Below are 21,829 nucleotides of genomic sequence, written 5' to 3' on the forward strand. Positions count from 1 at the left end.
TCTCATTTACGACTGCATGGATGCAGAAGGTAGAGCAATGCAGGAGCAATTGCCGAGAACAACTAAATAGCGAATTTTTTGCCTAGCTATCAACACGTTTTTCCATCCTCAAAATAGATCACTTAATTAAACGAATTGGTATTACAGTTAACTTAAAAATTAACACTCCAATTAAAAGCAATAACAAACGAGGCAGCCTAATTTGAATGCATCTATATTAACTGAAGTAATACTTCCGCTCGCTCTTGCACTTATTATGTTTGGTATGGGTCTTGGGCTTACAACAAACGATTTTACTCGTCTATTTAAAAGCCCGCTTGCCATTGTTATGGGTTTAATAGGCCAACTTGTAGCAATGCCTTTATTAGCATTAGGGCTGTGTTATTTACTTAACCTACCAACGCCTATCGCTATTGGTTTAATGATATTAGCTGCCTGCCCAGGCGGTACTATGTCAAATGTAGTAAGCCAGCTTGCTAAAGCTAATTTAGCGCTTTCGGTAAGTTTAACCGCTGCCTCTACCGCAATTAGTATAATAACCACACCGTTTATTATTGGCTTTGCTATGAGTCAGTTTGCCCCAGCAGACGATGCTACTTTTTCTATTTTAACTACTTCATTAGGGCTATTTTTTATTACCTTAGTGCCAGTTGCTATAGGCATTTGGTTACGTCACTTTAAAAGTGATTTTGCCATTAAAGCAGAGCCGTTTTTTAGACGCTTCTCGTTGTTTTTTATGCTGATGATGATTGCCGCACTAGTAATAAAAGAGCGCGATTTATTAGTTAGCTCATTTAACGATGTATTTTGGGCGTGCATAGCACTTAATATTGGTTCAATGGTTGTTGGTTGGTTAATTGCTAAGTGTTCAAAATTAAATTTAACTGATTCGCTGACGCTTTCAATTGAGGTTGGAATTCAAAATGCATCGTTAGCTATTTTAATTGCTATTAGCTTTTTGAATAAACCAGAATACGCGGTTACCGGTGGCGTGTATGGACTTGCTATGTTTATAGGGCCACTGCTATTAATTGGCGGGTTAAAGCTTAAAAATAAACGTACCGCTAGAGCTGTTAACTAGGACTTTTAATTAGGGCATGTTGACCAAGTTAGCTTAATTTAAGGCTACGTATAACGTAGCCGTAAACTCCAGTCTAAAAATACCACCTGTTAAATGTATGCTCAGCACCCATCGCGTCAACAAGTTGTAGGCTCACAAAAGACTCTCAAGCTTGAATATTGCACTAGGCGCTGAACTTGCTTGCGCGAGGAGTGAAGCTTCTAATTACTAAGGCGCATTTTAGGATAGGTGAAAAACAGTTAATTATGTGGTTACTAAAACTGCGCCTCAAATATGAGGCGCTACTTTAAAATTTACTATTTGGTTTGCATGTTTTTAGCGCGTTCTTCTGCATCTATTAATGCTTGCGATTTTGGCGCGCGTTTTTTCTCTTCTATTTTGGGCTTTTCAGCCGAGTCAGGATCCCAGCTTGAGTCTAACGATAAGTTAGCAAATGGATTGTTACTGTCTGCTTTTTTAGGCTCAATTACTGGCTCATCAACTAGCGGTGTTGTTTGTGCTAGCTCAGGTATCGCGTCTTCTTTTTTAGGCATCGGCTTTTCACCAGGTAATGGTGCATCTGGGTTAAATGTACGCACCTCTGGTTCTTTAAAGTCTTGCTCGGTTGTATACGTAGTCGATTGAGCGTCAGATATTTGCTCTGGTGCGTGTAAATCTAAAACAGGCTCACTCGCTGTTACTGGCTCAGGAGTACTAATAACCGGCTCTACAGTGTTATGTTCGGCTTCTATTGGCGCAGGCTCCGTTATATGAGCAGTATGGTGCTTACGTTGTTTTTTTACAGGCTTTGCATCTGGGTCAAAGTCGCGTACCTCTGGCTCATTAAAGCTGCTGGCATTTTTAATGCGCTCTAAGGTTGTTTTAGCGGCGGCTTCAAACTCGGCGGTATTAGGCTCTGGTTTTTGTTTTACTTCGTTAAACGTAGCGGTACTTGTTTGCTCTAAAGTATCTGCTGGCTCCATTTGTGCAGACTCAATTTCACTTGTTTGCGATGGAGTAACTACGTTGTTTTGCTCATCTGAGATCTGCGTTGTTGTATGTTCAATATCAGTATTTTGCGCTGTGTTAGTAGGTTCCACTGACTCTTCATTTGTCGCTACGCTGCTCTCAACTGCTTTATTATTTTGAGTTGCTTCGTTAATGACGACAGGCTCAATCTCTGGCTCTTTTGTTGTTTGTGCAGGCTTTGTTGCTTTAATTTCAGGTTTAGCTGGCGTAGCAATTTTTTCTGATTTAACTTCAGGTGGAGCCGCTATAGTCGGTTCTGCCATCGTTTTGCTTTGTTTTGCACGGCGCAAGCGCACGACTACCATAGCGCCAATAAGTACCACTATAACAAGTATTAAAGTGGGTAAAAGTAACGAGCTTGGGCTTTGTGCTACAGGTTGCGGCGCAATTACAGGCGCTGGTTTAGTTAACACTGGTGCTGATTTTAAAGGTACAGGCTTTTCAGACGCAGGTTGAACGCTTTGCTCTGGCGTTGCCGGTTTTACTTGCTCTATCACAGCTTCGTTTTTTTGCTCTGTAACTACTTGCTCGGGTGCTGCTTTTGTTGGCTCTGCATCAATGACTATTTCGTTACTGTTGGTATTTAGCTGATCGTTTATTTGTTGTTTTTGATCATTAGTTAAATTAAGGGTTTGCTCGTTGATGCTTTCTTTAACAGCTTCTTCAGTAGGTTTAATTACAGGGGCAGGTTCAACAATTTTAGGTTGTGGCTGAGTAATAATAGTCGGCTCAGGCTCTATTATTTGGGGCTTAGGTTGTGCTTGAATTTCTTTTGGCTTATTACAGTTATTTTTGTAATCACGCGCAGCTTTACGATATTTTTGACTCGCTTTATTATTACTATTTTGCTGCATTTCTTGTTTAATTAAAATGCACATAGCTTCGTTGTATGCAGCACTTTGCGCACTATAAAATAAGGCAAAGCAAAGGGTAAATCTAATTAGTTTTGATATCATGAAGTTATGCGCGCTTAAATATTAATAGTTTGATTTTAAGCGTAAAATTAAAAATTATCCAGAGTAATACAACTAATCAATAACCATAAGGCTACGATATTCATCGTAAGCAAATTGGTCGGTCATACCGCTTATATAATCTTGGATTAATCTACAACGATAATAAAACTCGTATGCAGCAAAGTGATCGGGCTCTTCTTGCATCGCATCTATTGCGTGTTGGTAACTATTTAAGTGCTTTTTAGAGAGCTTTTTAACAAGTCGCGACTCTATTAATAAACGTGAATCGCCATTTAGTGCACGCTTAAAGTCATCCTTGTTTAGTAGCAGTAATGGTTTATAGCAATCGAGCAAACCATTAATTATGCGATACCCTTGTAGCTCTAATTTTTCGACTTCTTTGTTTGAAAATACATGCTCAAGCGCTACCTGCTTTAGTGTTTTAGTTACTGCATGTAGATGGCTTCTATCTTCTAAAAGCGCTTGGTTAAAATCGCCATGATAAATAGGCTCTATATTTTCGATAAAGCGTTTTGCGGCGTGATTTACTAGCGGATGTAGCAATGCAACCCGCAAGTATATAAAAAATTCACTATTAAAATTATAGGGTTGTGCTTGTGCACGCTCTAGTGCGTAGTCTACGGCTTTGTCTACAAAATTTTGATGTTGAGCGTCGTCGATTAACAGATTTATTAATACTTTTTTGTAACTACTTTTAAGTTTTTCGCACAGCAACTCAGTGCTTATTATGTCTTTTTCTACGGCGTCTTCTATGTCGGCTAGGCANGGCTTCCATTATGTAACTTGCAGGATGGCGGCAGTAAGGCTCAATAGTGAGCTCTTTTTGTAGCGCTTCAACAAAGTTTTTTTCGCTGTAGTAGTAACCCACTTTTTTCATTAAGTAGTTTTTATTTTGGGGTATGTCTTTTACATCAAGCCCAGCAGGGCGAGTGTATTTTAAAATACCGGCGCTTTGGCTGTAGGTTAAATTAAGTGTTTGCAAAGAATGAATTATACGTATGCCTTGAGCGTTGCCCTCAAAGTTACAAATATCGAGTGCAAGGTGTTTAAAAACAACACCTATACCGGTGTTTGGCTCTTTACAGCGCTCGGGTGTTACGCTTGCCAAGTTGTTATTAAACCAGTGGTTAATAGCCGCTTCGCCAAAATGCCCAAACGGTGGGTTGCCTATGTCGTGCATTAAGCAGGCCATTTCTACTAGGCTTTCTAGCGGGCGCTCTAGCTCGGTTAAGCCGTAATCTTTTTGTTGCTCGTAGCTTAAATTAGCAAAAATACGTTGCACTATAAAACGACCAACTTGTTGAACTTCAAGCGAATGGGTAAGGCGAGATCGTACAGCTGCGTTGCGCTCAAGGGGAAACACTTGTGTTTTTTGCTGCAGCCTGCGAATAGCAGCACTGTTAATAATACGTCCACGGTCGCTTTCTAGCGCCATTTGTAAGTTAGAGGTTGTGCGGTACATTCGTGCTGGCGTTATTTTTTTACTAAAATCTATGGTCATCTTTATACTTGTCCTTTTTACAATTGATGACTGGCATAGTTTTTAGCACATAGTCATTTGTCTTTAATATACAGGGTTTAATCTATCAGTTTGTATCATAAAGTAACAACTTGCTTTAAAATAATTTTTTGAGTAATTGTTGTGCATTTATAGGTGTTTATAATGAAACAGTGGATTTTAAAGGCAGTATCAATTTGCCTAATGTTAGGAATGAACAGCGCATTTGCTGCAAAAGAGCAAACTGTGGTGCTTGTATCAATTGATGGCCTGCGTTGGGATTATATTGAAAAACACGGCGCGCCAAATTTAAAAGCAATGGCCGAGCGCGGTGTTCGCGCACAAAAACTAATACCTGTTTATCCAACTAAAACGTTTCCTAACCATATTTCTATTATTACGGGCTTACTGCCAGTAAACCATGGCATTGTTGATAATAGCTTTTGTGATAAAGCGCGTAAAAACGACTGTTACAGCATGGGCAAAGCATTGGGCGATAGCACATGGGTAAAGGGTATTCCGCTTTGGAATTTAGCCAAAATGCAGGGACTTAAATCGGCTACTTATTTTTGGCCTGAGTCAGATGCATTATTTAACGGCATGACACCAGATTACTTTTATCACTATTCTAAATACAGCGATTACCAAAGCCGTGTTGATCAAATTATTCAGTGGTTAAGTTTACCAAAAGCACAGCGCCCACGTTTTATTGCGAGTTACTTTTCGCTAGTTGATAGCATGGGCCATGAATTTGGGCCAGACGCACCACAAACGCGTGATGCAGTTAAACAGCTTGATGAATTAATGGGGCAATTACAAACTCGCTTAAGTAAATTAGAGCAAGAGGTAAACTTAGTTATTGTGTCGGATCATGGTATGACGAGTATAGATCCAGATAAAAGCATTGATGTAACCACACTGCCTCAAGATGAAAACTTTTTAGTTAAAAATACTGGCCCACGTTTACTTATTTATACCCAACCGGATGCTAAAAACGCTGATATTGAAGGTTACAAAGCGCGTTTACGAGATGCGTCAAACGGTCGTTATACAGTATTAACTGACGAGCAATTAGCAGCGTATCATTACAATAAAGGCACTCGCGTAGGCGATATTGTGGTGCAAACTACAGCGCCAGCGGTATTTACCAATGGTAAAAAACCAACCTATTTAGGGACTCACGGTTATGCATATACCGAGGATATGGCAGCATCATTTATTGCTGTAGGCCCTGCATTTAAACAAGGTGTAAGCCTTAAAGAAGTAAATAATCTTGATATTTACCCAGTACTGGCAAAAGTGATGGGACTTAAATTGTTAAACAAAGTAGACGGCAATGGTAAAACATTAATGCCAGCAATTAAGCAAAAAATCGTTGTGCATTAGCTTAATCTAAAAGAGCGCGTAAGCGCTCTGCAGGGAAGAACATGTTAAAACTTTAAAGTGGGCTATTTAGCCCACTTTTTTATTGGGCAGCTTATTTAAAGTTAGCAATACTTGTTTTTGTAGCAGTAACTGTGCGAATTGCATGCGCTTGGTTTGTAATACCAAATGCAATACCGTTTACGCTCCAGCCAGGGTTAGAGAAGTAATCGTACTGAGTTGCGCTACCGTAAACGTGCGGGTAAGCCATAATACTTGCAAATTCATTTTGTACGCCATGACCCATGCCATCTACATATACACCGCCAGACGTGTCACCTTGTTTGCGTGAATGCGCTAAACCTTGGTTATGACCAAGTTCGTGTACAAATGTAGTTGCACCACAATCAATTGCAGTGATTGAGTACATACGGCTGCTCATTGAGCTGTATAGATTGCCATTAGTGCCTTGGCCAACCCATGCTAAACCACATGAAATAAGCCCATTGCCAGCACTTTGACCAGTACCTAATACGGCAATCATGTCGGCTTTCCAATCGCTGCGTAAACCATCTACGTAGCTGCTATTTGTAACCGAATCTAACCAATCCTCAGACGGCGTTACTGCATAGTCACCTAGGTTTTGTTTGCCAGCTAAGCGTAGTGTTATATCAACGCCATTTTGGCTATATACCTGATTACTAAAAGCAATTAGTTGATTTATTTTAGTGTCAATATTGCTAGTTGCAGCAGCTGATTGGTCGGTATATAAAATACCGATATCGATTGTTTCTGCTTGTGCAACACTTGCTGCACATAATGCCGCAGCCAGTGCGGTTGTTGTGATTACTTTTTTCATTATTGTATTTCCTTACTCTTGTTGTGGTTGGAACTTGTTTTTAACTTGGTTGAGCTCATAAAAAGCAGACACACTAAAGCTGCCTTATAGTGCGGCTTTAGTTGTTTTTTTATATTTTGATTATTGGTTAGCCATCAATTTTTGGTGCAAATATATCGATGCTTTTATCTGATTTGGGTTTTGGTGCGGTTACATCATGCTCTATGTGGCTTTTATATAAATCGCGTTTTGCTGCAATCCATCCGTACTTACCTTTACTTTCGAATACATAATTGCCAGAAGGCGCAGTAAATTGACCATATACGGCATCTTTACCTACCGTTAAAACGGTATTATGCATGCGACCGTCAACACCCACTATTTTGCCAAATATGCTCTTATCGCCATTTTCAGACTCAACCACATTAGTCACTTCTGCGGTGAATGTTTCGGCTGTTTGCGGAATAGCTAAATCAAAATTTTCGCCAGTTTCTAAAGCCTGTAAAGAATTCAAATCAAACTCAATGTAGGCTTCGTTATGTAAGTCGGTAGGTAAAACTTTTGCGTTTATAAGCACTTGCTTTGCTTTGTCGGATAGGCGATTTACGGCATCAAATTCTTCAAACGGTAAGCTGTTGTCAGGGGCAACAATAGGTTTAACGGTAATTGGATCTTTACTCATATCAATAGGTGCAGGGGGATGTGTATTGCGCGTTTTTTGTAAATCAATAGGAACAAAATCAATAGCAACAGGCGCGATAGGTTCGCCCGTTTCATCTGCATTAAAAAATAGCCCATAAACTGCAAATGCCGATAATGGTATAGCAATTAGTAAGACGACAGATCTCTTCATTTGTTTCTCTTTTAGTGTTTTTGGTTAACTGTTTGTTACGTTTTATATTATTAAATGGATTAGATCAAGATAATAAATGTAACCGAAAAGAATTAATTCTAAATTTCATAATTCCTTATAAAATATAAGGATATTTATTTTTGGTATGTTTTTCACTCTTTTTAGTATTGGTTTTTTTTAGGGTTTATGCGGCCTTTGGCGCGTTTGTGGGTACTTGTTTGTTTAGTTAAATACAATGGTTAAAAGTGACTTTTTGACGTTAATTACAATGAAAAATAAAAAGTGAATTTTTTTCACTCTTTGTAAACTAATCGCTAATTGCAATGCATTTATCGGGCACGTATGTTGTGTGCTGCATAAATGGCATTACGAGGGATTTATGAAGGTGTCTGATCAGTTGCTTAACCGAATTACAGCAGGGCTTGTGGCTGTAATTATTGGTTTTTCGAGTTCCATTGCATTGATTTATCAGGTGGTGATAACCCTTGGAGGCACGCCCGATTTAGTAGCTAGTTGGATTTTAATGCTTGGTTTAGTGATGGGCACAACGTCAATAGGTTTGTCGTACTATTACAAAGTGCCTGTTTTAATTGCGTGGTCTACCACGGGGGCTGCATTACTGATTTCAAGTGCACAAGGGTATAACTTAAACGAGGCTATTGGCGCGTTTATGCTCAGTGCATTGCTCGTTTTTTTGTCGGGGGTGACGGGCTGGTTTGAAAAAATAATGAACCGTATTCCAAGTGAGCTTGCGTGCGCCATGTTGGCCGGCGTACTTGTTACCTTTGGTATTGATGTTTTTAATTTTATGAACGACATGCCTTTAGTGATTGGCTTAATGGTTGTTATGTACTTTATTGGTAAACGCTTTTTTGCCCGCTTTGCTATGTTAAGTGTGCTTATTATAGGTGTACTACTCGCCTGGCAAATGGGCCATATTGATACCAGCGCACTGCACTGGAAAATGAGCGAATTTGCTTATATTGAACCCGTTTTTCACTTGCAAGCATGCATTAGCATAGGTTTACCACTTTATATAGTTACCATGACCTCGCAAAATTTACCGGGTATTGCTGTTTTAAAAGCGCATAAATATAAAGCGCCTATATCTGCGTCTCTTAATGTGACTGGTTTTGTAAATATGCTTACCGCCCCGTTTGGAGCTTATTCTATTAATTTAGCCGCTATTACTGCTGCTATTTGTATGAGTGATGAAGCGGATGAAAATCATGATAAACGTTATTGGGCGAGTATAGCGGCGGGCGCATTTTATATTTTAATGGCGCTGTGCGCGGCTACATTAGTCGGGTTGGTGGCAAGTTTACCGCAGGCACTTATTTTAGCTTTGGCGGGCATTGCGCTATTTGGCACCATTGCTAATAGTTTGCAGCAAGCCCTTAGTAGTACTAAATATACGGAGGCCGCAATTGTTACTTTTTTAGTAACAGCATCTAACTTAACATTACTCTCAGTGGGGTCTGCTTTTTGGGGAATTATAGCGGGTGTGCTTACGCTCCTTATCACCCAAAAAGACTAAAAACTTTATTGTGTACAAAGAGCTGCTGGTGAGTATTTAAAACAAAATTATAGTTTATTTATATTATAAAAATAGCTTAACTAAGCTTATAAAAAAGGCTGCAATTGCAGCCTTTAGTTTTATAAAACAAGATTTACCTAATCAAAAGTATGATGGCGAGTTACACTAAACCGATTAAGTATATGGTGCATAATATACACAACGCACAGACTTAATATTATAGCCACCGATACCGAGCTAAACCGGTACATTGCGCTATAAACAAGATCTTGGCCTGGCCCGAGTGAGTTCCCAAATAAAATACCAAACGTAGTCAACACACCAAAACCAATACCAGGTATGCCTCCGCCTAAAATATGAAAACGCGCAAAAAGAAACGAAAGTATCCATAAAATAGCCATCGGAAAAAGTAAAAAATCAGAGTGACTATACAAAAATAGTTGCGATAGTAACGCTGCATTACACCCTATAAGCGTTCCAATTGCTCGCTGCCAACCAGCCATACCTGCGGCTTTCCAGCACAATGAAAACAAAATAAGCACAGAAGCTGCCTGCGCAGATATTGAGTCTTGTAAATCAAGAACCTGAAAAACCACAAAAGAGAGCGTAGCCACGGTTGAGCATAACAATACCTCATGGCGAATACTTTCTTTTGCTTTAGCTGGCATTACTCGCCCGGGCCTTGCGGTTACATCAGGAAATAGGCCATGCATTAATGCTCCAATAACAACGGTTAAAAATATAGCCAAACCATTAGTTAAAATTAACGGATAAATACTACTTCCTTCATCAACATAGCTCGAAAAATGTAGCTGAATAGAAAGGCTGATCACGCCTAAAGCGCCAAATAAAAAGGCGCTGCCGCTACTCATTTGGTGAAATAAAAAGCAGAAAACACCAAACACTAACAATGTCATAACGACTGGCAAGTGAGAAAATAATCCCTGCATTATCAGCACTATAAGCGCGCTAAATGCAGCAGATGCTATAAATTGATTTATAAGCCCACGACTTAACGTAGGTACCATGCCCAATATCAACATAGGATAAACGGTAAAAAATATACCATTTGGCCAGTTCATTAATTTACTAATAGTAAAGCCAAGGGTGCATCCACCTGCAATGCGTAGTGCTTGGCGAAGGCCATTAGAGTCTAATTGTGGGCCTTGGCTAACAATTTGAGTCATAAAGCCTCCATTAATAAATGTAGTGTAACCAGCTAATAAATCTAATTTGTGCAGAGCCAAACCATTGCCCAATTGTCGATTCGGGTAATAATTGTACTGTTGCACGTGACCCGCTTGGCATGTTCGCTATTAAGTCTTGATGATTTACGAGCTTTAAATGAATGCGTTGACGCTGTGCGTCACGTACCCAACGATTGCTGGTTTCTGTTGTACTTAGTAAACCATTTGCACTAAGTTGACCGTTGCTAACACCTGCTTCAAATGTTTCTAGTATTGCGTCGTAAACTTCACCTGGGCGGCTATCAAATACGACGCGCGCTTGAGTGCCTTGCTTCATATTTGAGAGTGACTTTTCTCTAAAGTCGGCAACTAAGTCGGCTTTTTTAGCGACAATAGCTAATAATGGGCTACCTGCAACAGCGTACGCGCCGTCTAATAATTGTAAGTTAGCAACTACGCCGTCACTTAGTGCACGTACTTGCGTGTAGGATAAATTTAACTCAGCTTGCGCTAACTGGTTAGCAGCATGACGCATAGCTAAGTTTTTATTACCTGAGTCACCTCTAGCTAAAACCGCTTCAGCTAACTGCGCTTCTAGGGCCGCAACATTTGCTTTACTGGCCTCAAAGTTAGCACGAATGCTTTCAAGCTCTTGCTCCGATATAGACTTTTGAGTATAGAGTTTTTCGCCTCTGCTTTTTAATAGCTTTTGCTCATGCTGCTTAGCATTTGCAGCACTAATTTGTGCTTCAAGGGCTTTAACATTGGTATCAAGACGCTTGTTTTGTAATTTGGCATCATCAAGCGCGAGTTGAGCTTGCTCTTTGGCTAAATTATATGGGCCTTCATCGATACTAAATAATATATCGCCCGCTTTAACTGATTGGTTATTATTAACTTGCACACTAGTGACTCGGCCACTAATTTGCGGTGATATTTGCACAACAGGGTGGTATACACGTGCCTGTGGTGTCACAGGCAAAACCATATCGGCCACTAAATAGTAAATAAATACTAAGATAAACCCTATGAGAGAAAACCTTACATAGCGTGCAAACTTTTGATCCGGTGTCATTTTTAGCCTTACTTATTAACTTGAATACATTTAAGGGCGTTTTGCTCTATTTTGATCAAACCAAATGCAATGGCATCTAGCTGCTCAACAGATAAACCGCTGTATAACTGATTTTTTATATCGGAAATGGTCTCTTGCAATGAATGTAAAATGGCATCACTTTGCTCAGTAAAATAGAGTCTTTTACTGCGCTTATCATGTTTGTCTACACGGCGAACGATTAACGATTGCTCCTCTAATTGCTTAAGCGTACGAGTCAGTGAAGGCATTTCTATCCCCAAGCTATTAGCAAGTTCAAGTTGTGTTAGTCCCTCACCACGCATATTTATATGCATTAGTGCAGTCCAGCGCGACTGAGTAAGCCCCAAAGGCTCAACAGCAATGGTTACTGCTTCGCGGCATAAGCGATGAACTCGGCCCATATTACCGATAACTGTTAAATCGAGCGTCTCGTGAAAAGGTTTTTGTGTAGGCATAGCCATCCCAACATAGTTAGCAAGCTAACTATTTTATCATTACTTAGCAAGCTAAGTAAATATGTGTAAGTGCGGGAAGTGGCAAAATATTTGCTAAACCTCACCTGTATAAAAATGGTGAGGTTTAGGGAGTTTTAAAAGTTAAGTAAATTAGCTGGGGAGTATTGATCGGTAAGTACTTTTGTATCTGCAGGCCAATCTTGGCCGTCTTTAGTAAAGTGCATAAGTTGGCTAATCGCTTTTATATCTACACCGTATTTTACTAATTTAGGGGCGAGAGCATTAACACGCGTGTTAATTTGGGCTTCGCTCGGTATTGATTTAAGTCCCGCTAAAATAATACGGTTGCTGCGATTTTCGCGGCTTACATTTATAAAGTCGCCAAATACAGCGTGGTAAGTTGCCGACTCATGCTCATAAAGTTTACTACTTGAAAACGTATTTGCGGCAATAACGCCACCATCGGCCAATACGCTTTGCACTTCTTCAAAAAACTCTTTAGTGAGCAAATGCTCCGGAATATAGTCACCGTTAAACGCATCCAAAATAATCCAATCGTACTTTTGCTTTTTAATAGCGGCGCGCTTTATAAAAATGCGGCCATCTTGCACGCTTGATGTCACTAAGTCGTTTTCTATAAAGTTAAAGTAATCGCGTGCAACTTTAGTTACTGCAGGATCTATTTCAACATTATGAATTTTTGCAGTGGGGTATAGCTCATGAATAACGTTAGAAAGCGTACCGCCACCTAATCCTATAATAAGTACACTTTTAGGGTTGTCGGCTACTAAAAGGCTCGCAAACGTCAATTTTGTGTAATTAAAAACAAGTTTGTCGGGATTGCTTTTATACATGCAACTTTGGCTTGTTTGGCTACTTTTAGTATTAAATTTAAGGCAACGTAAGTCGCTCGTTTCTTCAACAATAATATTGCGATAAAGCGAGCGTTCTTCATGAATAACCTTACTAAACGCAGAACCTGAAAACACAATTAATGGCAGTAGCAAATATTTAAGCATGAGCAAGCCCCTTATTATTAACCAAGGTATTAATAACAATCGCGACTAAACCCAGTGCCCCAAGCGTTAAAGCAAAGGCGCTAATAATTGTATTCACGTCAAACGCGAGTACAAAGTAAAACGAGGTAATTATAGTACCCAGGGCACTGCCAAGCGTACTTACAAAGTATAAACGCCCAGCCACTTGGCCGCTTTTATCGCTATCTGTTACCAGTAAGCGCACAGAGTAGGGCGAGATCATGCCTAAAATAACGGTAGGNATCTTCAATATGGGTAAATATAAATTCCATTATTGGCTGCGAAAATAATGTAATAGGCACAACCATAATGCTGGCAATTAAAAATATTAAACCATATTTGGTAAGGGATGCATTTTTAGTGCTGAGTTTACCACCAAGTAAATACCCAAAAGATAAACTAAGCATAAACACAGTAATTATACTGCCCCAAATATGCACGCTACTGCCAAAAAAGGGGGCAAGAATTCTCCCACCTAAAAGCTCAATGCCCATTATGCAAAAGCCGCTGCAAAAAGCTAAAAAGTAAATTAACGCGTTTGTTTTTATGCTCATGTAATTATCGTTATGTAACTTAAGTAGAACACTATACTAACGTGATGCATACAAAGCTGCTAGGGCCTGTTGACCTAAGTTTAATTAAAAAAAGAAGTTTTGTTATAGCGATTTGTTAGTTAGTTGAATTCTGATCTATTTAGCCTAGCTAGGTACTAGCGATTTAACACTTAAGACGCTTTTTTATTTAAATTAATTTTTTCTTAAGTTTTCTTTAAGTTTCACTCGTTAAGTTTAAACCCTGAAATATAAACAGGTTTAAATGAGCGAGCTTATGCAATTAGCCCACACTTCTACATCATTAGATTTAACACAAAATAACAGTCAGTTTATTAGTGCTCGTATTGATGATGTGCATCGAAAAAATCTCGAAAATACAGTGAAAGAAGGTTTTTTAGTTGCGTATAACGCTAAGCTTACTTCTTTTATGCCCCTACTTTGCCAATACGTTACCGAGCAAGGAAAGTGCACGTTAGGGCTAAGGCAAGCAACTTCGCCATTGTTTATTGAGCAATATTTAGCATCACCCGTTGAAGATTTTTTAGATGAAAGTATTTCTCGCAATAAAATTTTTGAACTTGGTAATCTCTGCTCTACAAATCGAAGAGCAACACTTGCACATTTTATTATTGTTAACGAAGCTCTGCAAAGTGTGGGGGCAAAACATTTAGTGTTTTGTGCAACCAACAAAGTGCGTGCTTTATTGCGCTTACTTGGTGTTACGTGTACTGAAATTGCACTTGCGAGCAGTTTTGTAGTTGAGAACCCATTAAAGTGGGGCAGCTATTACGCCAACCAACCAACAGTATGCATTGTGAGCCTAGAGCAAGCTCACCAACAAGTATTAAATACCCCAATGCTTTATAGTTTGATGCAGCAAAACCACTCAAGTATTAATTCTTTGGTAAATGCATTGGTGAATGTATGAATTACTATAATACACATTCAGTACCGCCATTAATTATTGCCCATAATAAAGAGCAAACACTTGAAATTAACGGTGATGAGTTTAACCAGCAAATACAAAAAGTAGTAAAAATACTACAAAGCTTTAACGGCAAATGTGTCGCTTATAAGCTCGATAATACGCCAGCTTGGCTTGTTATTGATGCCGCTACTGCAGTTTCTAATAAAGTGGCTGTGCCAATTGCTCACTTTTTTAGTGAACAACAAACTCAATATGTACTAGCACAATGTGGCGCACATTTATTTATTAGCGACACGGCAAACCCTTTACTTGGGGAGCCTACTGCATTGATTACTATGTTTGAGTTTTACACGTTATATATTTACGAAATTGTTGTAGCTAAAGCCGTCAGTTATTTTCCAGAAACTCAAAAAGTAACGTTTACATCAGGATCGACTGGGCAACCAAAAGGCGTGTGTTTATCTGCAAAGAGTCAAATGCAGGTAGCCCAATCTCTGTGCGATAAAATTAATATTAAAAAGCCTGTTCATTTATGTTTATTGCCGCTTGCTGTATTGCTTGAAAATATAGCCGGTGTGTATGCCCCTTTAAAAAGTGGCGGTACAGTGCATTTAATGCCGTTAAATGAATTAGGATTTGTTGGAACTGCATTAAAACAGCCCGCACAGCTTATAGCTGCGATTGATAAAGTTAAGCCAAATACGCTTATTTTAGTGCCTGAACTATTAGCATGCTTAGTTACTTTTGCAGAAGATGGGTGGCAACCGCCTAGTTCGTTACAGTTTATTGCAGTAGGTGGTGCGCGTGTCAGCGAAATGCTATTAACCAAAGCGCGTAGCTTAAACTTACCGGTTTACCAAGGTTATGGGCTTTCTGAGGCGGCATCTGTAGTTAGTTTAAATACGCCCACAAACGATAACCTTCACAGTGCAGGCTCTGTGTTACCTCATATTCAAACCAAAATTGAAAATGGCCAGCTTTTTATAAAAGGCGATTTGTTTTTAGGTTACTTAAACCATCAACCTCACAACAAAAACCAGTGGTATGCAACCGGCGATCTGGTCGATCAGCATCAAAATACTTTATTTATTAAAGGCCGATTAAAAAACCTAATTATTACCAGCATGGGTCGCAACATCAGTGCCGAGTGGCCTGAATCACTATTACTAAGTCAAAGCGGAATTTTACAAGCGGTTGTGTTTGGTGAAGGTCGACCTTTTTTAACCGCCATTATTTACGCCGATTCAAAGCTAAGTAACCCAGTGTTAGCTCAATACATTAACGCAATTAATAAACAACTACCTGACTATGCACGAATTCAAAAATGGCATCGTTTAGCTGCCCCATTAAGTGTGCAACAAGGATTATTAACCACAAATAATCGTCCAAAACGAGATGCCATAAGTAAGCAGTACCATGCTGTGTTTGATCAATTTTACCGACTTGGAGAAGTAATTAATGAGTGATTTTTTTAACACCCTTAAAGAGCAAACTAAACAAGAGCAAAACTACTTGCTTGCAGCGCCTATTATTCAGCGTGTTTTTAAAGGCGAAGCATCACTTGAAGAATACGCCTCGTTTTTAGCGCAAGCGTATCACCATGTTAAGCACACCGTGCCATTAATGATGTCGGTTGGTGCACGATTAACCGACGATCAAGAATGGCTGCGCGAAGCCATCGCAGAATACATTGAAGAAGAGATAGGTCATCAAGAGTGGGTACTTAATGATATTGCAGCCTGTGGTTTTGACAAAGAAACAGTTCGGTGTAGTCAGCCGCAATTTGCTACCGAAATGATGGTGTCATATGCGTACGACAGTATTGCACGTAAAAATCCATTGAACTTTTTTGGCATGGTGCATGTGCTTGAAGGCACTTCTATAGCGCTTGCTGATGGTGCGGCTTCAAACATTGCAAATGCTGTGGGCTTACCTAAAAAAGCATTTAGTTATTTAACCTCTCACGGCGCACTTGACATAGAGCATGTAAAGTTTTTTGAAAACCTAATGAACCAAATAACAGATGAGGCGGATCAGCAAGCCATACTACATGGTGCAAAGCGCTTTTATCGTTTATACGGCGATATATTTCGTGGACTCGATGACGAACCGTTTTTTAAAGCAAGTGCACAAGGTAAATTGGCATGAGTAGCGCTTTATGTGTGTTAACCGGCGCAACAGGCGGAATAGGGCAAGCTATTGCTAAAGCTCTACATGCAAAAGGGTGGAAGTTACTGCTTGTAGGGCGAAATACGCAAGCCCTTGAGGAGCTCAGTAGTGCATGCCCAGACAGTGAAATATTTGCTGGCGATTTAACCGACGATACAACACGCATTAACTTAGCAATAAAAGCCAAGCAACTCGGTGGCGTTAAGTTACTTATTAACAATGCCGGTATAAATACAATGCAAAGCTTAGAGCACACAAGTTCTGAGCAAATAGACAATATGCTCGTTACTAATTTGTCGGTGCCTATTAAATTATGCCAGCTATTTTTAGGGCAGTTACACTATACCAAAGGCACCATTGTTAACGTGGGCTCATCGTTTGGCAGCATTGGTTACCCGTTTCAAACACTTTATTGCGCCAGTAAATTTGGTTTACGTGGTTTTACAGAAGCGCTCTCGCGTGAGCTTAACGGCTCAGGCGTTAAAGTGACCTATTTAGCGCCTAGAGCAACAGATACATCCATTAATAGCAGTAAAGCGCGTGCAATGAATAAAGAACTCGGTAATAAAATGGACTCGCCAGAATTAGTTGCTCAAGAGTTATTAGTGCTTATAAATTCGAATCAAACAAGGCGTTTTATTGGTTTTCCTGAAAAATTATTTGCACGCATAAATGGCGCATTCCCAAGCGTTGTTGATAACGCTATTGCAAAACAACTTCCTAAAATTAAACGTTTTTTAAGTTAACAAACACACAAGGGCAAAATTATGTATAAATTTACACTCGCATTTTATTTAGTACTAACAACTGTATTTGCAACCGCAGTACACGCAGATGAAACACAAGACTTAACCTCTATTCAACAAAAGTGGGCAATTGCTAACTACGAACTTGAAGATGATGCGCAAATAGATGCGTTTACACAACTAAGTGAGCAAAGTGCATTGTTTGTTAAAAACTACCCAAACTCGGCACAAACACATATTTGGAATGGTATTGTGTTAGCCAGTTTTGCAGGCGCAAAAGGCGGGTTGGGTGCACTTGGTTTAGCAAAAGAGGCAAAAACGTCACTCGAAAATGCACTCTCAATTGATGGCACTGCACTAAATGGCTCAGCTTACGCAAGCCTTGCAACGCTTTACAGTAAAGTACCTGGTTGGCCAATTGGTTTTGGTGATGACGACAAAGCTGAAAAATTATTTAAACAAGCGCTCGCTTTTAATCTCGAAGGCATTGATACTAATTACTTATACGGTGAATACTTGTATGACGAAGGCGATTATAAACAAGCTAAAGCACGACTACTTGTAGCACAAGCCGCGGGCATTCGTGATACTCGTGCAAAAGCAGATAAATATCGCCAACAAGCAATAAGCCAGCTATTGGTAAAAGTAGATAAAAAACTAAAAAGATAAACACATAATGCATTTATTACTCGTTGAGGACGATCATTTAGTGGCGCAAGGGCTTATTCGCTCTTTGCGTCAAGAGGGCTACAGCGTAGAGCATAGTGGCACAGTAAAACACGCCTTAGAGTGCCTTTCTAGTGGTGAAATTGAGCTTGTTATTCTCGATTTAGGATTACCTGATGGCGACGGCTCGCAAGTTTTAAAGCATATTAAAGCGCAAAAAAAAGTTATTCCGGTGGTTATTTTAACTGCTCGCGGCAGTATTGATGACAAAGTCCAAGGGCTTGACATGGGCGCTGACGATTACCTTGCAAAGCCGTTTGATCCTGCTGAGTTATTTGCTCGACTACGTGTAGCAAGTCGACGTGTTAATCAAACTCAATCTAGTTTGTTACAATACGGAGAAGTCGTAATAGACAGCTCAGCGCATACGGTGACAGTTAGTGGGAAATCACTTACATTGCCGCGTAAAGAATACATGCTTTTAAAAGCGCTGATGGAAAATCAGGGAAGGGTGCAATCAAAACAACAACTCGAAAACAAACTTTACCAATGGGGTGAAGAAGTTGGCTCTAATGCCATAGAGGTGCATATTCATCATCTTCGTAAAAAATTCCCTAGCGATTTTATTAAAACCTTACGTGGCATTGGTTACGTGGTTGGTAAGCGTTAGGGTGTGTTTATCTTTCGAGGTTGAAAATGTCTATTCGTAAACGTCTGACCTTAATTTTACTTTCAATGATGGTGCTTACTTGCTTTTTAGCATTAGTAAAAGGCTATCAAAAAAGCATGCACCACGGCGAAAACTTGCTTGATAATGAACTTAAAATAGTGGCTGGCGTTTTAATTGAACAACCATTAGCACTAAGCACAAATGCAGTACAAGTAAGCAATAATAGTGCTCAGTTGTTGTATCAAATTTGGCAAAATAATAGTTTACTTAGTGGCTCATCGAGTTTATCAAATAACCAAATTAGTTTTAGCGAGGGCTTTCAAACTGCCAATGTAGCAGGGCAGCGCATGCGAGTGTTTGTGATGAGAAAAAATACCCGTAAAGTCATCGTTGCTGAGCCTATGTCAAAGCGGTTTGAATTAGCTGAAGCCGTTATTTTATCTGCAATGTTACCTATGTTATGGGCTGTCCCTCTGCTTGCTATTTTTATAAGTTTTTTTGTTAAATACGCATTAGCCCCTCTTACCCGACTATCTAAGCAGTTGGCTACTCGCCAAGCAAACGACTTTACGCCAATTAACTGGCAGGTAACCGACGAAGAAATTAAACCTGTTATTAATCGTTTAAACGATTTATTTAAACGAGTAGAAACCGCTTACTTACGAGAGCGCTTTTTTGCTTCAGATGCAGCTCACGAATTACGTACCCCGCTCAGTAGCTTAAAAATTAATGTACACAATTTAGCTAGTAAGCAAAGCAACTCGCAAAACCATCAAGAACTCCAAGCAATGTCACAAGGCATTAATCGCTTAAGTAATATTGTTGAACAAATGCTAATTTTAGGGCGCACTCAGCCTGAGCAATGGCAGAGGCAGTTTAGCGAGCAGTCATTGCTAGCGATTACTCAGCAAGTTGTATCGGAGCAATACGACAAAATAGACGGAAAAAATCAAACGATTAGCCTCGAAGGTGATGATTTTGTAATTAATGGTGATGAATTTACATTAACCACACTCATCGCTAATTTACTTAGCAATGCCATAAAATACACACCTGATAATGGTCAAATTATAATTAAATTAGCGTCAAGTAATAACGGCTTTAGTTGGCAAATTGATGATTCTGGTGCGGGCATGACCGAAGAGCAAAAAGACCGAATATTTAATCGCTTTTATCGCGTGGGTGGCGATCAACATCCATCAGGCGAGCAAGGTGCGGGTTTAGGTATGGCGATTGTTCAACACATAATTGCTATTTATGGCGCAAGTATTCATTTAGCGAATAGCCCTTTAGGCGGACTAACCGTTAAGGTTACTTTTACAGGAGTAAAAAGTGACTAAACGTTTATTTAATCAATGTCTTTGTTGTTTGCTATTTTTGTCGTTTAACGCGGCGAGTAAAGAGTACCTTATTATTTTAAAAGATCATTTGTTTTATCCCTCGCAAATAATTATTCCCGCAAATAAAAAAGTAAAACTATTGATAGAAAACCAAGATAGTACACCAGAAGAGTTTGATAGCTTTGATCTAAACAGAGAAAAAGTACTCTACCCAAATCGTAAAAGTATTATTTATATAGGACCGCTAAGTAAAGGGCATTACGAGTTTTTTGGTGAGTTTTCGCCAAATACAGCAAGGGGCGTTGTTATAGTTAGCGATGAAGGGGCGCAGCATGCTAATAACTAGTTTAGTCATGAGCCTTAATCAATTACTACCTGTGGCTATTTTATTAGTGCTACTGCAAGTAGTTAAAAAACAAAGCTTTTTAAAAATAGGGTCTGCTTTAGTAATAGGCGCGGTAATGTCGTTTTTGTACATGCAAAGTGCGTCGTGGGTGAGCCAGTGGTTTGAACACCAAGGGTTAGAGTACTCACAAATAGGGCTATGTATCACTATATTTATTGCTGTATTGGTATTTGCACTAAAGCAAAAGTCAGCGGCATTTTATATCGCAGTTATAAGCACAATAACGCTCTATTTAAGCCACTATATTATTTACCTCACCAGTTTTTGGCAAAATAATGATGCAGGGCAAAGCTTATTTATTGGCACTTTATTAGGTGTTGGAATTTGTTTAAGTTTTAGCGTATTGCTGTACTTTTTAATGAATGCAATTAAGCACCGTTTTGGTATGTATCCGCTTTTTACTTTGCTTGCTTTTAACAGCGCGGCTAAATTATTAGTTGCACTGGATTTAGCGAGTCAAATAGATTTAATTACAAACACCTCAACAGTGTGGGATTTACGTGATTTGTTAAACGAAAACTCTGAGCTAGGCCGCGTACTACGTGCTCTTGTTGGTTACGAGGCCACTCCTGATTTAATGAGTGTACTTATATATAGTACAAGCAGCGTGTTATTTTTATTACTTTGTTATGTTATTCCAGCTTCAATAACTAAGGAACGTGTATGAAAGCACTCAACCTATATTTAGCGCTTAGTTTTACCGCTCTTTGTTTGTTGGTATTCTCAATCCAAGTAAAGGCTGATGGTATTGTTGTTGATAAGGTATATCACCCCTATGTTTTGCCTTTTGAGCGTGAGTTTGAGTGGCGATTAGTGTCGCACCAAACAGATAGTGGCAACATACTAGCGCAGCGTTTGGGTGGCGGTGGTGCTATTAACGATACAATGGCACTGGAAGGCTATTTAGTTGGTGAGCGAGACGATAACGGCGATTTTGGTTTAGAAGCTTATGAGCTTGAGCTACGTTGGCAATTAATTGAGCAAGGTAAATTATGGGCTGATTGGGGCGCGTTATTTGAGCTTGAAAAAAAACATAACGAAGATGTGTATGAGGCAACCTCGGGTTTTGTGATCGAAAAAGAATTTGGAAAAACAAGTCTTACGCTAAACGCTTTTTTGGTTTATGAGTGGGGGCAAGACATTAAAAACGAATGGGAAAGTGAGTTTAGAGCACAATATCGCTATCGATATCGCTCTGCTTTCCAGCCTTCTATAGAGGTTTACGTAGGTGAAGACTTTATTGGTATAGGGCCTGGCTTTATAGGTTTACAGCGCTTTGATGGGCAAAAGCAATTAAAATGGGAAGCGGGTTTCATCACTGAGATAAGCCAATCAGAAAAAAACCATAGTTTTAGGCTCGCATTAGAATTTGAATTTTAACAACAACTAAAAGTAGTTTTGGTTGTTTATTATTCTGATTA

20 protein-coding genes and 2 pseudogenes are annotated in these 21,829 nt (G+C 39.4%); 13 read left to right on the forward strand and 9 right to left on the reverse strand.

The window, feature by feature from the left end:
- The first annotated feature begins 202 nt into the window (after nucleotides 1–202).
- A complete protein-coding gene (locus L654_RS0108670) occupies nucleotides 203–1,081 on the forward strand; it encodes a bile acid:sodium symporter family protein (protein ID WP_024591551.1) in 879 nt (292 codons plus the stop codon).
- Between the two features lie 296 nt (nucleotides 1,082–1,377).
- On the opposite strand, the gene L654_RS0108680 is transcribed toward L654_RS0108670, so the two are convergent.
- Together L654_RS0108680 and dgt are read right to left on the reverse strand one after the other, a co-directional pair.
- A complete protein-coding gene (locus L654_RS0108680) occupies nucleotides 1,378–3,045 on the reverse strand; it encodes a hypothetical protein (protein ID WP_024607810.1) in 1,668 nt (555 codons plus the stop codon).
- Between the two features lie 72 nt (nucleotides 3,046–3,117).
- Nucleotides 3,118–4,567, reverse strand: a pseudogene (dgt, locus tag L654_RS01000000125780) (dGTPase).
- A gap of 162 nt (nucleotides 4,568–4,729) precedes the next feature.
- Between dgt and L654_RS0108690 the strand changes: the two are divergent.
- Nucleotides 4,730–5,950: an ectonucleotide pyrophosphatase/phosphodiesterase gene (locus tag L654_RS0108690; protein ID WP_024591549.1), complete on the forward strand. Its 1,221-nt coding sequence runs from the start codon at nucleotides 4,730–4,732 to the stop codon at nucleotides 5,948–5,950.
- 91 nt (nucleotides 5,951–6,041) lie between these two features.
- Here L654_RS0108690 and L654_RS0108695 read toward each other — a convergent pair whose 3' ends face one another.
- Nucleotides 6,042–6,785, reverse strand: a complete 744-nt coding sequence (locus L654_RS0108695; RefSeq protein ID WP_007583576.1) for a zinc-dependent metalloprotease family protein — start codon at nucleotides 6,783–6,785, stop codon at nucleotides 6,042–6,044.
- 127 nt (nucleotides 6,786–6,912) lie between these two features.
- Nucleotides 6,913–7,617, reverse strand: a complete 705-nt coding sequence (locus tag L654_RS0108700) for a hypothetical protein (protein WP_010555212.1) — start codon at nucleotides 7,615–7,617, stop codon at nucleotides 6,913–6,915.
- Nucleotides 7,618–7,996: 379 nt separating this feature from the next.
- On the opposite strand from L654_RS0108700, the gene L654_RS0108705 reads away from it, so the two are divergent.
- On the forward strand, nucleotides 7,997–9,154 hold the full coding sequence (locus L654_RS0108705) for a benzoate/H(+) symporter BenE family transporter (RefSeq protein WP_024591511.1): 1,158 nt from the start codon (nucleotides 7,997–7,999) through the stop codon (nucleotides 9,152–9,154).
- Between the two features lie 137 nt (nucleotides 9,155–9,291).
- Here the strand turns inward: L654_RS0108705 and L654_RS0108710 are convergent, their stop codons facing one another.
- From L654_RS0108710 to L654_RS01000000125785, 5 genes and pseudogenes are all read right to left on the reverse strand, one after another.
- Nucleotides 9,292–10,341: a DUF2955 domain-containing protein gene (locus tag L654_RS0108710; RefSeq protein WP_024607811.1), complete on the reverse strand. Its 1,050-nt coding sequence runs from the start codon at nucleotides 10,339–10,341 to the stop codon at nucleotides 9,292–9,294.
- Nucleotides 10,342–10,351: 10 nt separating this feature from the next.
- Nucleotides 10,352–11,416, reverse strand: coding sequence for an HlyD family secretion protein (locus L654_RS0108715; protein WP_024591513.1), 1,065 nt, complete (start codon nucleotides 11,414–11,416; stop codon nucleotides 10,352–10,354).
- An 8-nt stretch (nucleotides 11,417–11,424) separates the two neighbouring features.
- Complete coding sequence (locus L654_RS0108720; protein ID WP_007583567.1) at nucleotides 11,425–11,892, reverse strand: MarR family transcriptional regulator; 468 nt, start codon at nucleotides 11,890–11,892, stop codon at nucleotides 11,425–11,427.
- 134 nt (nucleotides 11,893–12,026) lie between these two features.
- Nucleotides 12,027–12,911 (reverse strand): fused MFS/spermidine synthase, encoded by an 885-nt coding sequence (locus L654_RS0108725; RefSeq protein ID WP_024607812.1) that lies wholly within the window; start codon nucleotides 12,909–12,911, stop codon nucleotides 12,027–12,029.
- Nucleotides 12,904–13,483, reverse strand: a pseudogene (locus L654_RS01000000125785) (fused MFS/spermidine synthase). Before L654_RS01000000125785 ends, L654_RS0108725 begins: the two are co-directional and overlap by 8 nt.
- A gap of 274 nt (nucleotides 13,484–13,757) precedes the next feature.
- Between L654_RS01000000125785 and L654_RS0108735 the strand changes: the two are divergent.
- Genes L654_RS0108735 through L654_RS0108780 form a run of 10 tightly spaced genes read left to right on the forward strand, consistent with a single transcriptional unit; the run spans nucleotide 13,758 to nucleotide 21,788 of the window.
- Nucleotides 13,758–14,411: a thermostable hemolysin gene (locus tag L654_RS0108735; RefSeq protein WP_024592423.1), complete on the forward strand. Its 654-nt coding sequence runs from the start codon at nucleotides 13,758–13,760 to the stop codon at nucleotides 14,409–14,411.
- Entirely contained in the window at nucleotides 14,408–15,877 is a 1,470-nt protein-coding gene (locus L654_RS0108740; protein ID WP_024607813.1) for an AMP-binding protein, read from the forward strand. The genes L654_RS0108735 and L654_RS0108740 overlap by 4 nt, the downstream gene beginning before the upstream one ends.
- On the forward strand, nucleotides 15,870–16,559 hold the full coding sequence (locus tag L654_RS0108745; protein ID WP_024607814.1) for an iron-containing redox enzyme family protein: 690 nt from the start codon (nucleotides 15,870–15,872) through the stop codon (nucleotides 16,557–16,559). Before L654_RS0108740 ends, L654_RS0108745 begins: the two co-directional genes overlap by 8 nt.
- On the forward strand, nucleotides 16,556–17,326 hold the full coding sequence (locus L654_RS0108750) for an SDR family oxidoreductase (protein WP_024607815.1): 771 nt from the start codon (nucleotides 16,556–16,558) through the stop codon (nucleotides 17,324–17,326). Before L654_RS0108745 ends, L654_RS0108750 begins: the two co-directional genes overlap by 4 nt.
- A gap of 21 nt (nucleotides 17,327–17,347) precedes the next feature.
- Nucleotides 17,348–17,995, forward strand: coding sequence for a hypothetical protein (locus L654_RS0108755; protein WP_024591519.1), 648 nt, complete (start codon nucleotides 17,348–17,350; stop codon nucleotides 17,993–17,995).
- Between the two features lie 7 nt (nucleotides 17,996–18,002).
- A complete protein-coding gene (locus tag L654_RS0108760; protein WP_007376647.1) occupies nucleotides 18,003–18,662 on the forward strand; it encodes a response regulator transcription factor in 660 nt (219 codons plus the stop codon).
- Between the two features lie 26 nt (nucleotides 18,663–18,688).
- Nucleotides 18,689–20,002, forward strand: coding sequence for an ATP-binding protein (locus L654_RS0108765; RefSeq protein ID WP_024607816.1), 1,314 nt, complete (start codon nucleotides 18,689–18,691; stop codon nucleotides 20,000–20,002).
- Complete coding sequence (locus L654_RS0108770) at nucleotides 19,995–20,348, forward strand: cupredoxin domain-containing protein (protein ID WP_024591521.1); 354 nt, start codon at nucleotides 19,995–19,997, stop codon at nucleotides 20,346–20,348. Before L654_RS0108765 ends, L654_RS0108770 begins: the two co-directional genes overlap by 8 nt.
- Nucleotides 20,335–21,075, forward strand: coding sequence for a hypothetical protein (locus L654_RS0108775; RefSeq protein ID WP_024607817.1), 741 nt, complete (start codon nucleotides 20,335–20,337; stop codon nucleotides 21,073–21,075). Before L654_RS0108770 ends, L654_RS0108775 begins: the two co-directional genes overlap by 14 nt.
- Nucleotides 21,072–21,788 (forward strand): hypothetical protein, encoded by a 717-nt coding sequence (locus L654_RS0108780; protein WP_024607818.1) that lies wholly within the window; start codon nucleotides 21,072–21,074, stop codon nucleotides 21,786–21,788. The genes L654_RS0108775 and L654_RS0108780 overlap by 4 nt, the downstream gene beginning before the upstream one ends.
- The last annotated feature ends 41 nt before the right edge of the window (nucleotides 21,789–21,829 follow it).

The organism is Pseudoalteromonas sp. TAB23, assembly GCF_000498075.1.
Classification (GTDB): domain Bacteria; phylum Pseudomonadota; class Gammaproteobacteria; order Enterobacterales; family Alteromonadaceae; genus Pseudoalteromonas; species Pseudoalteromonas arctica.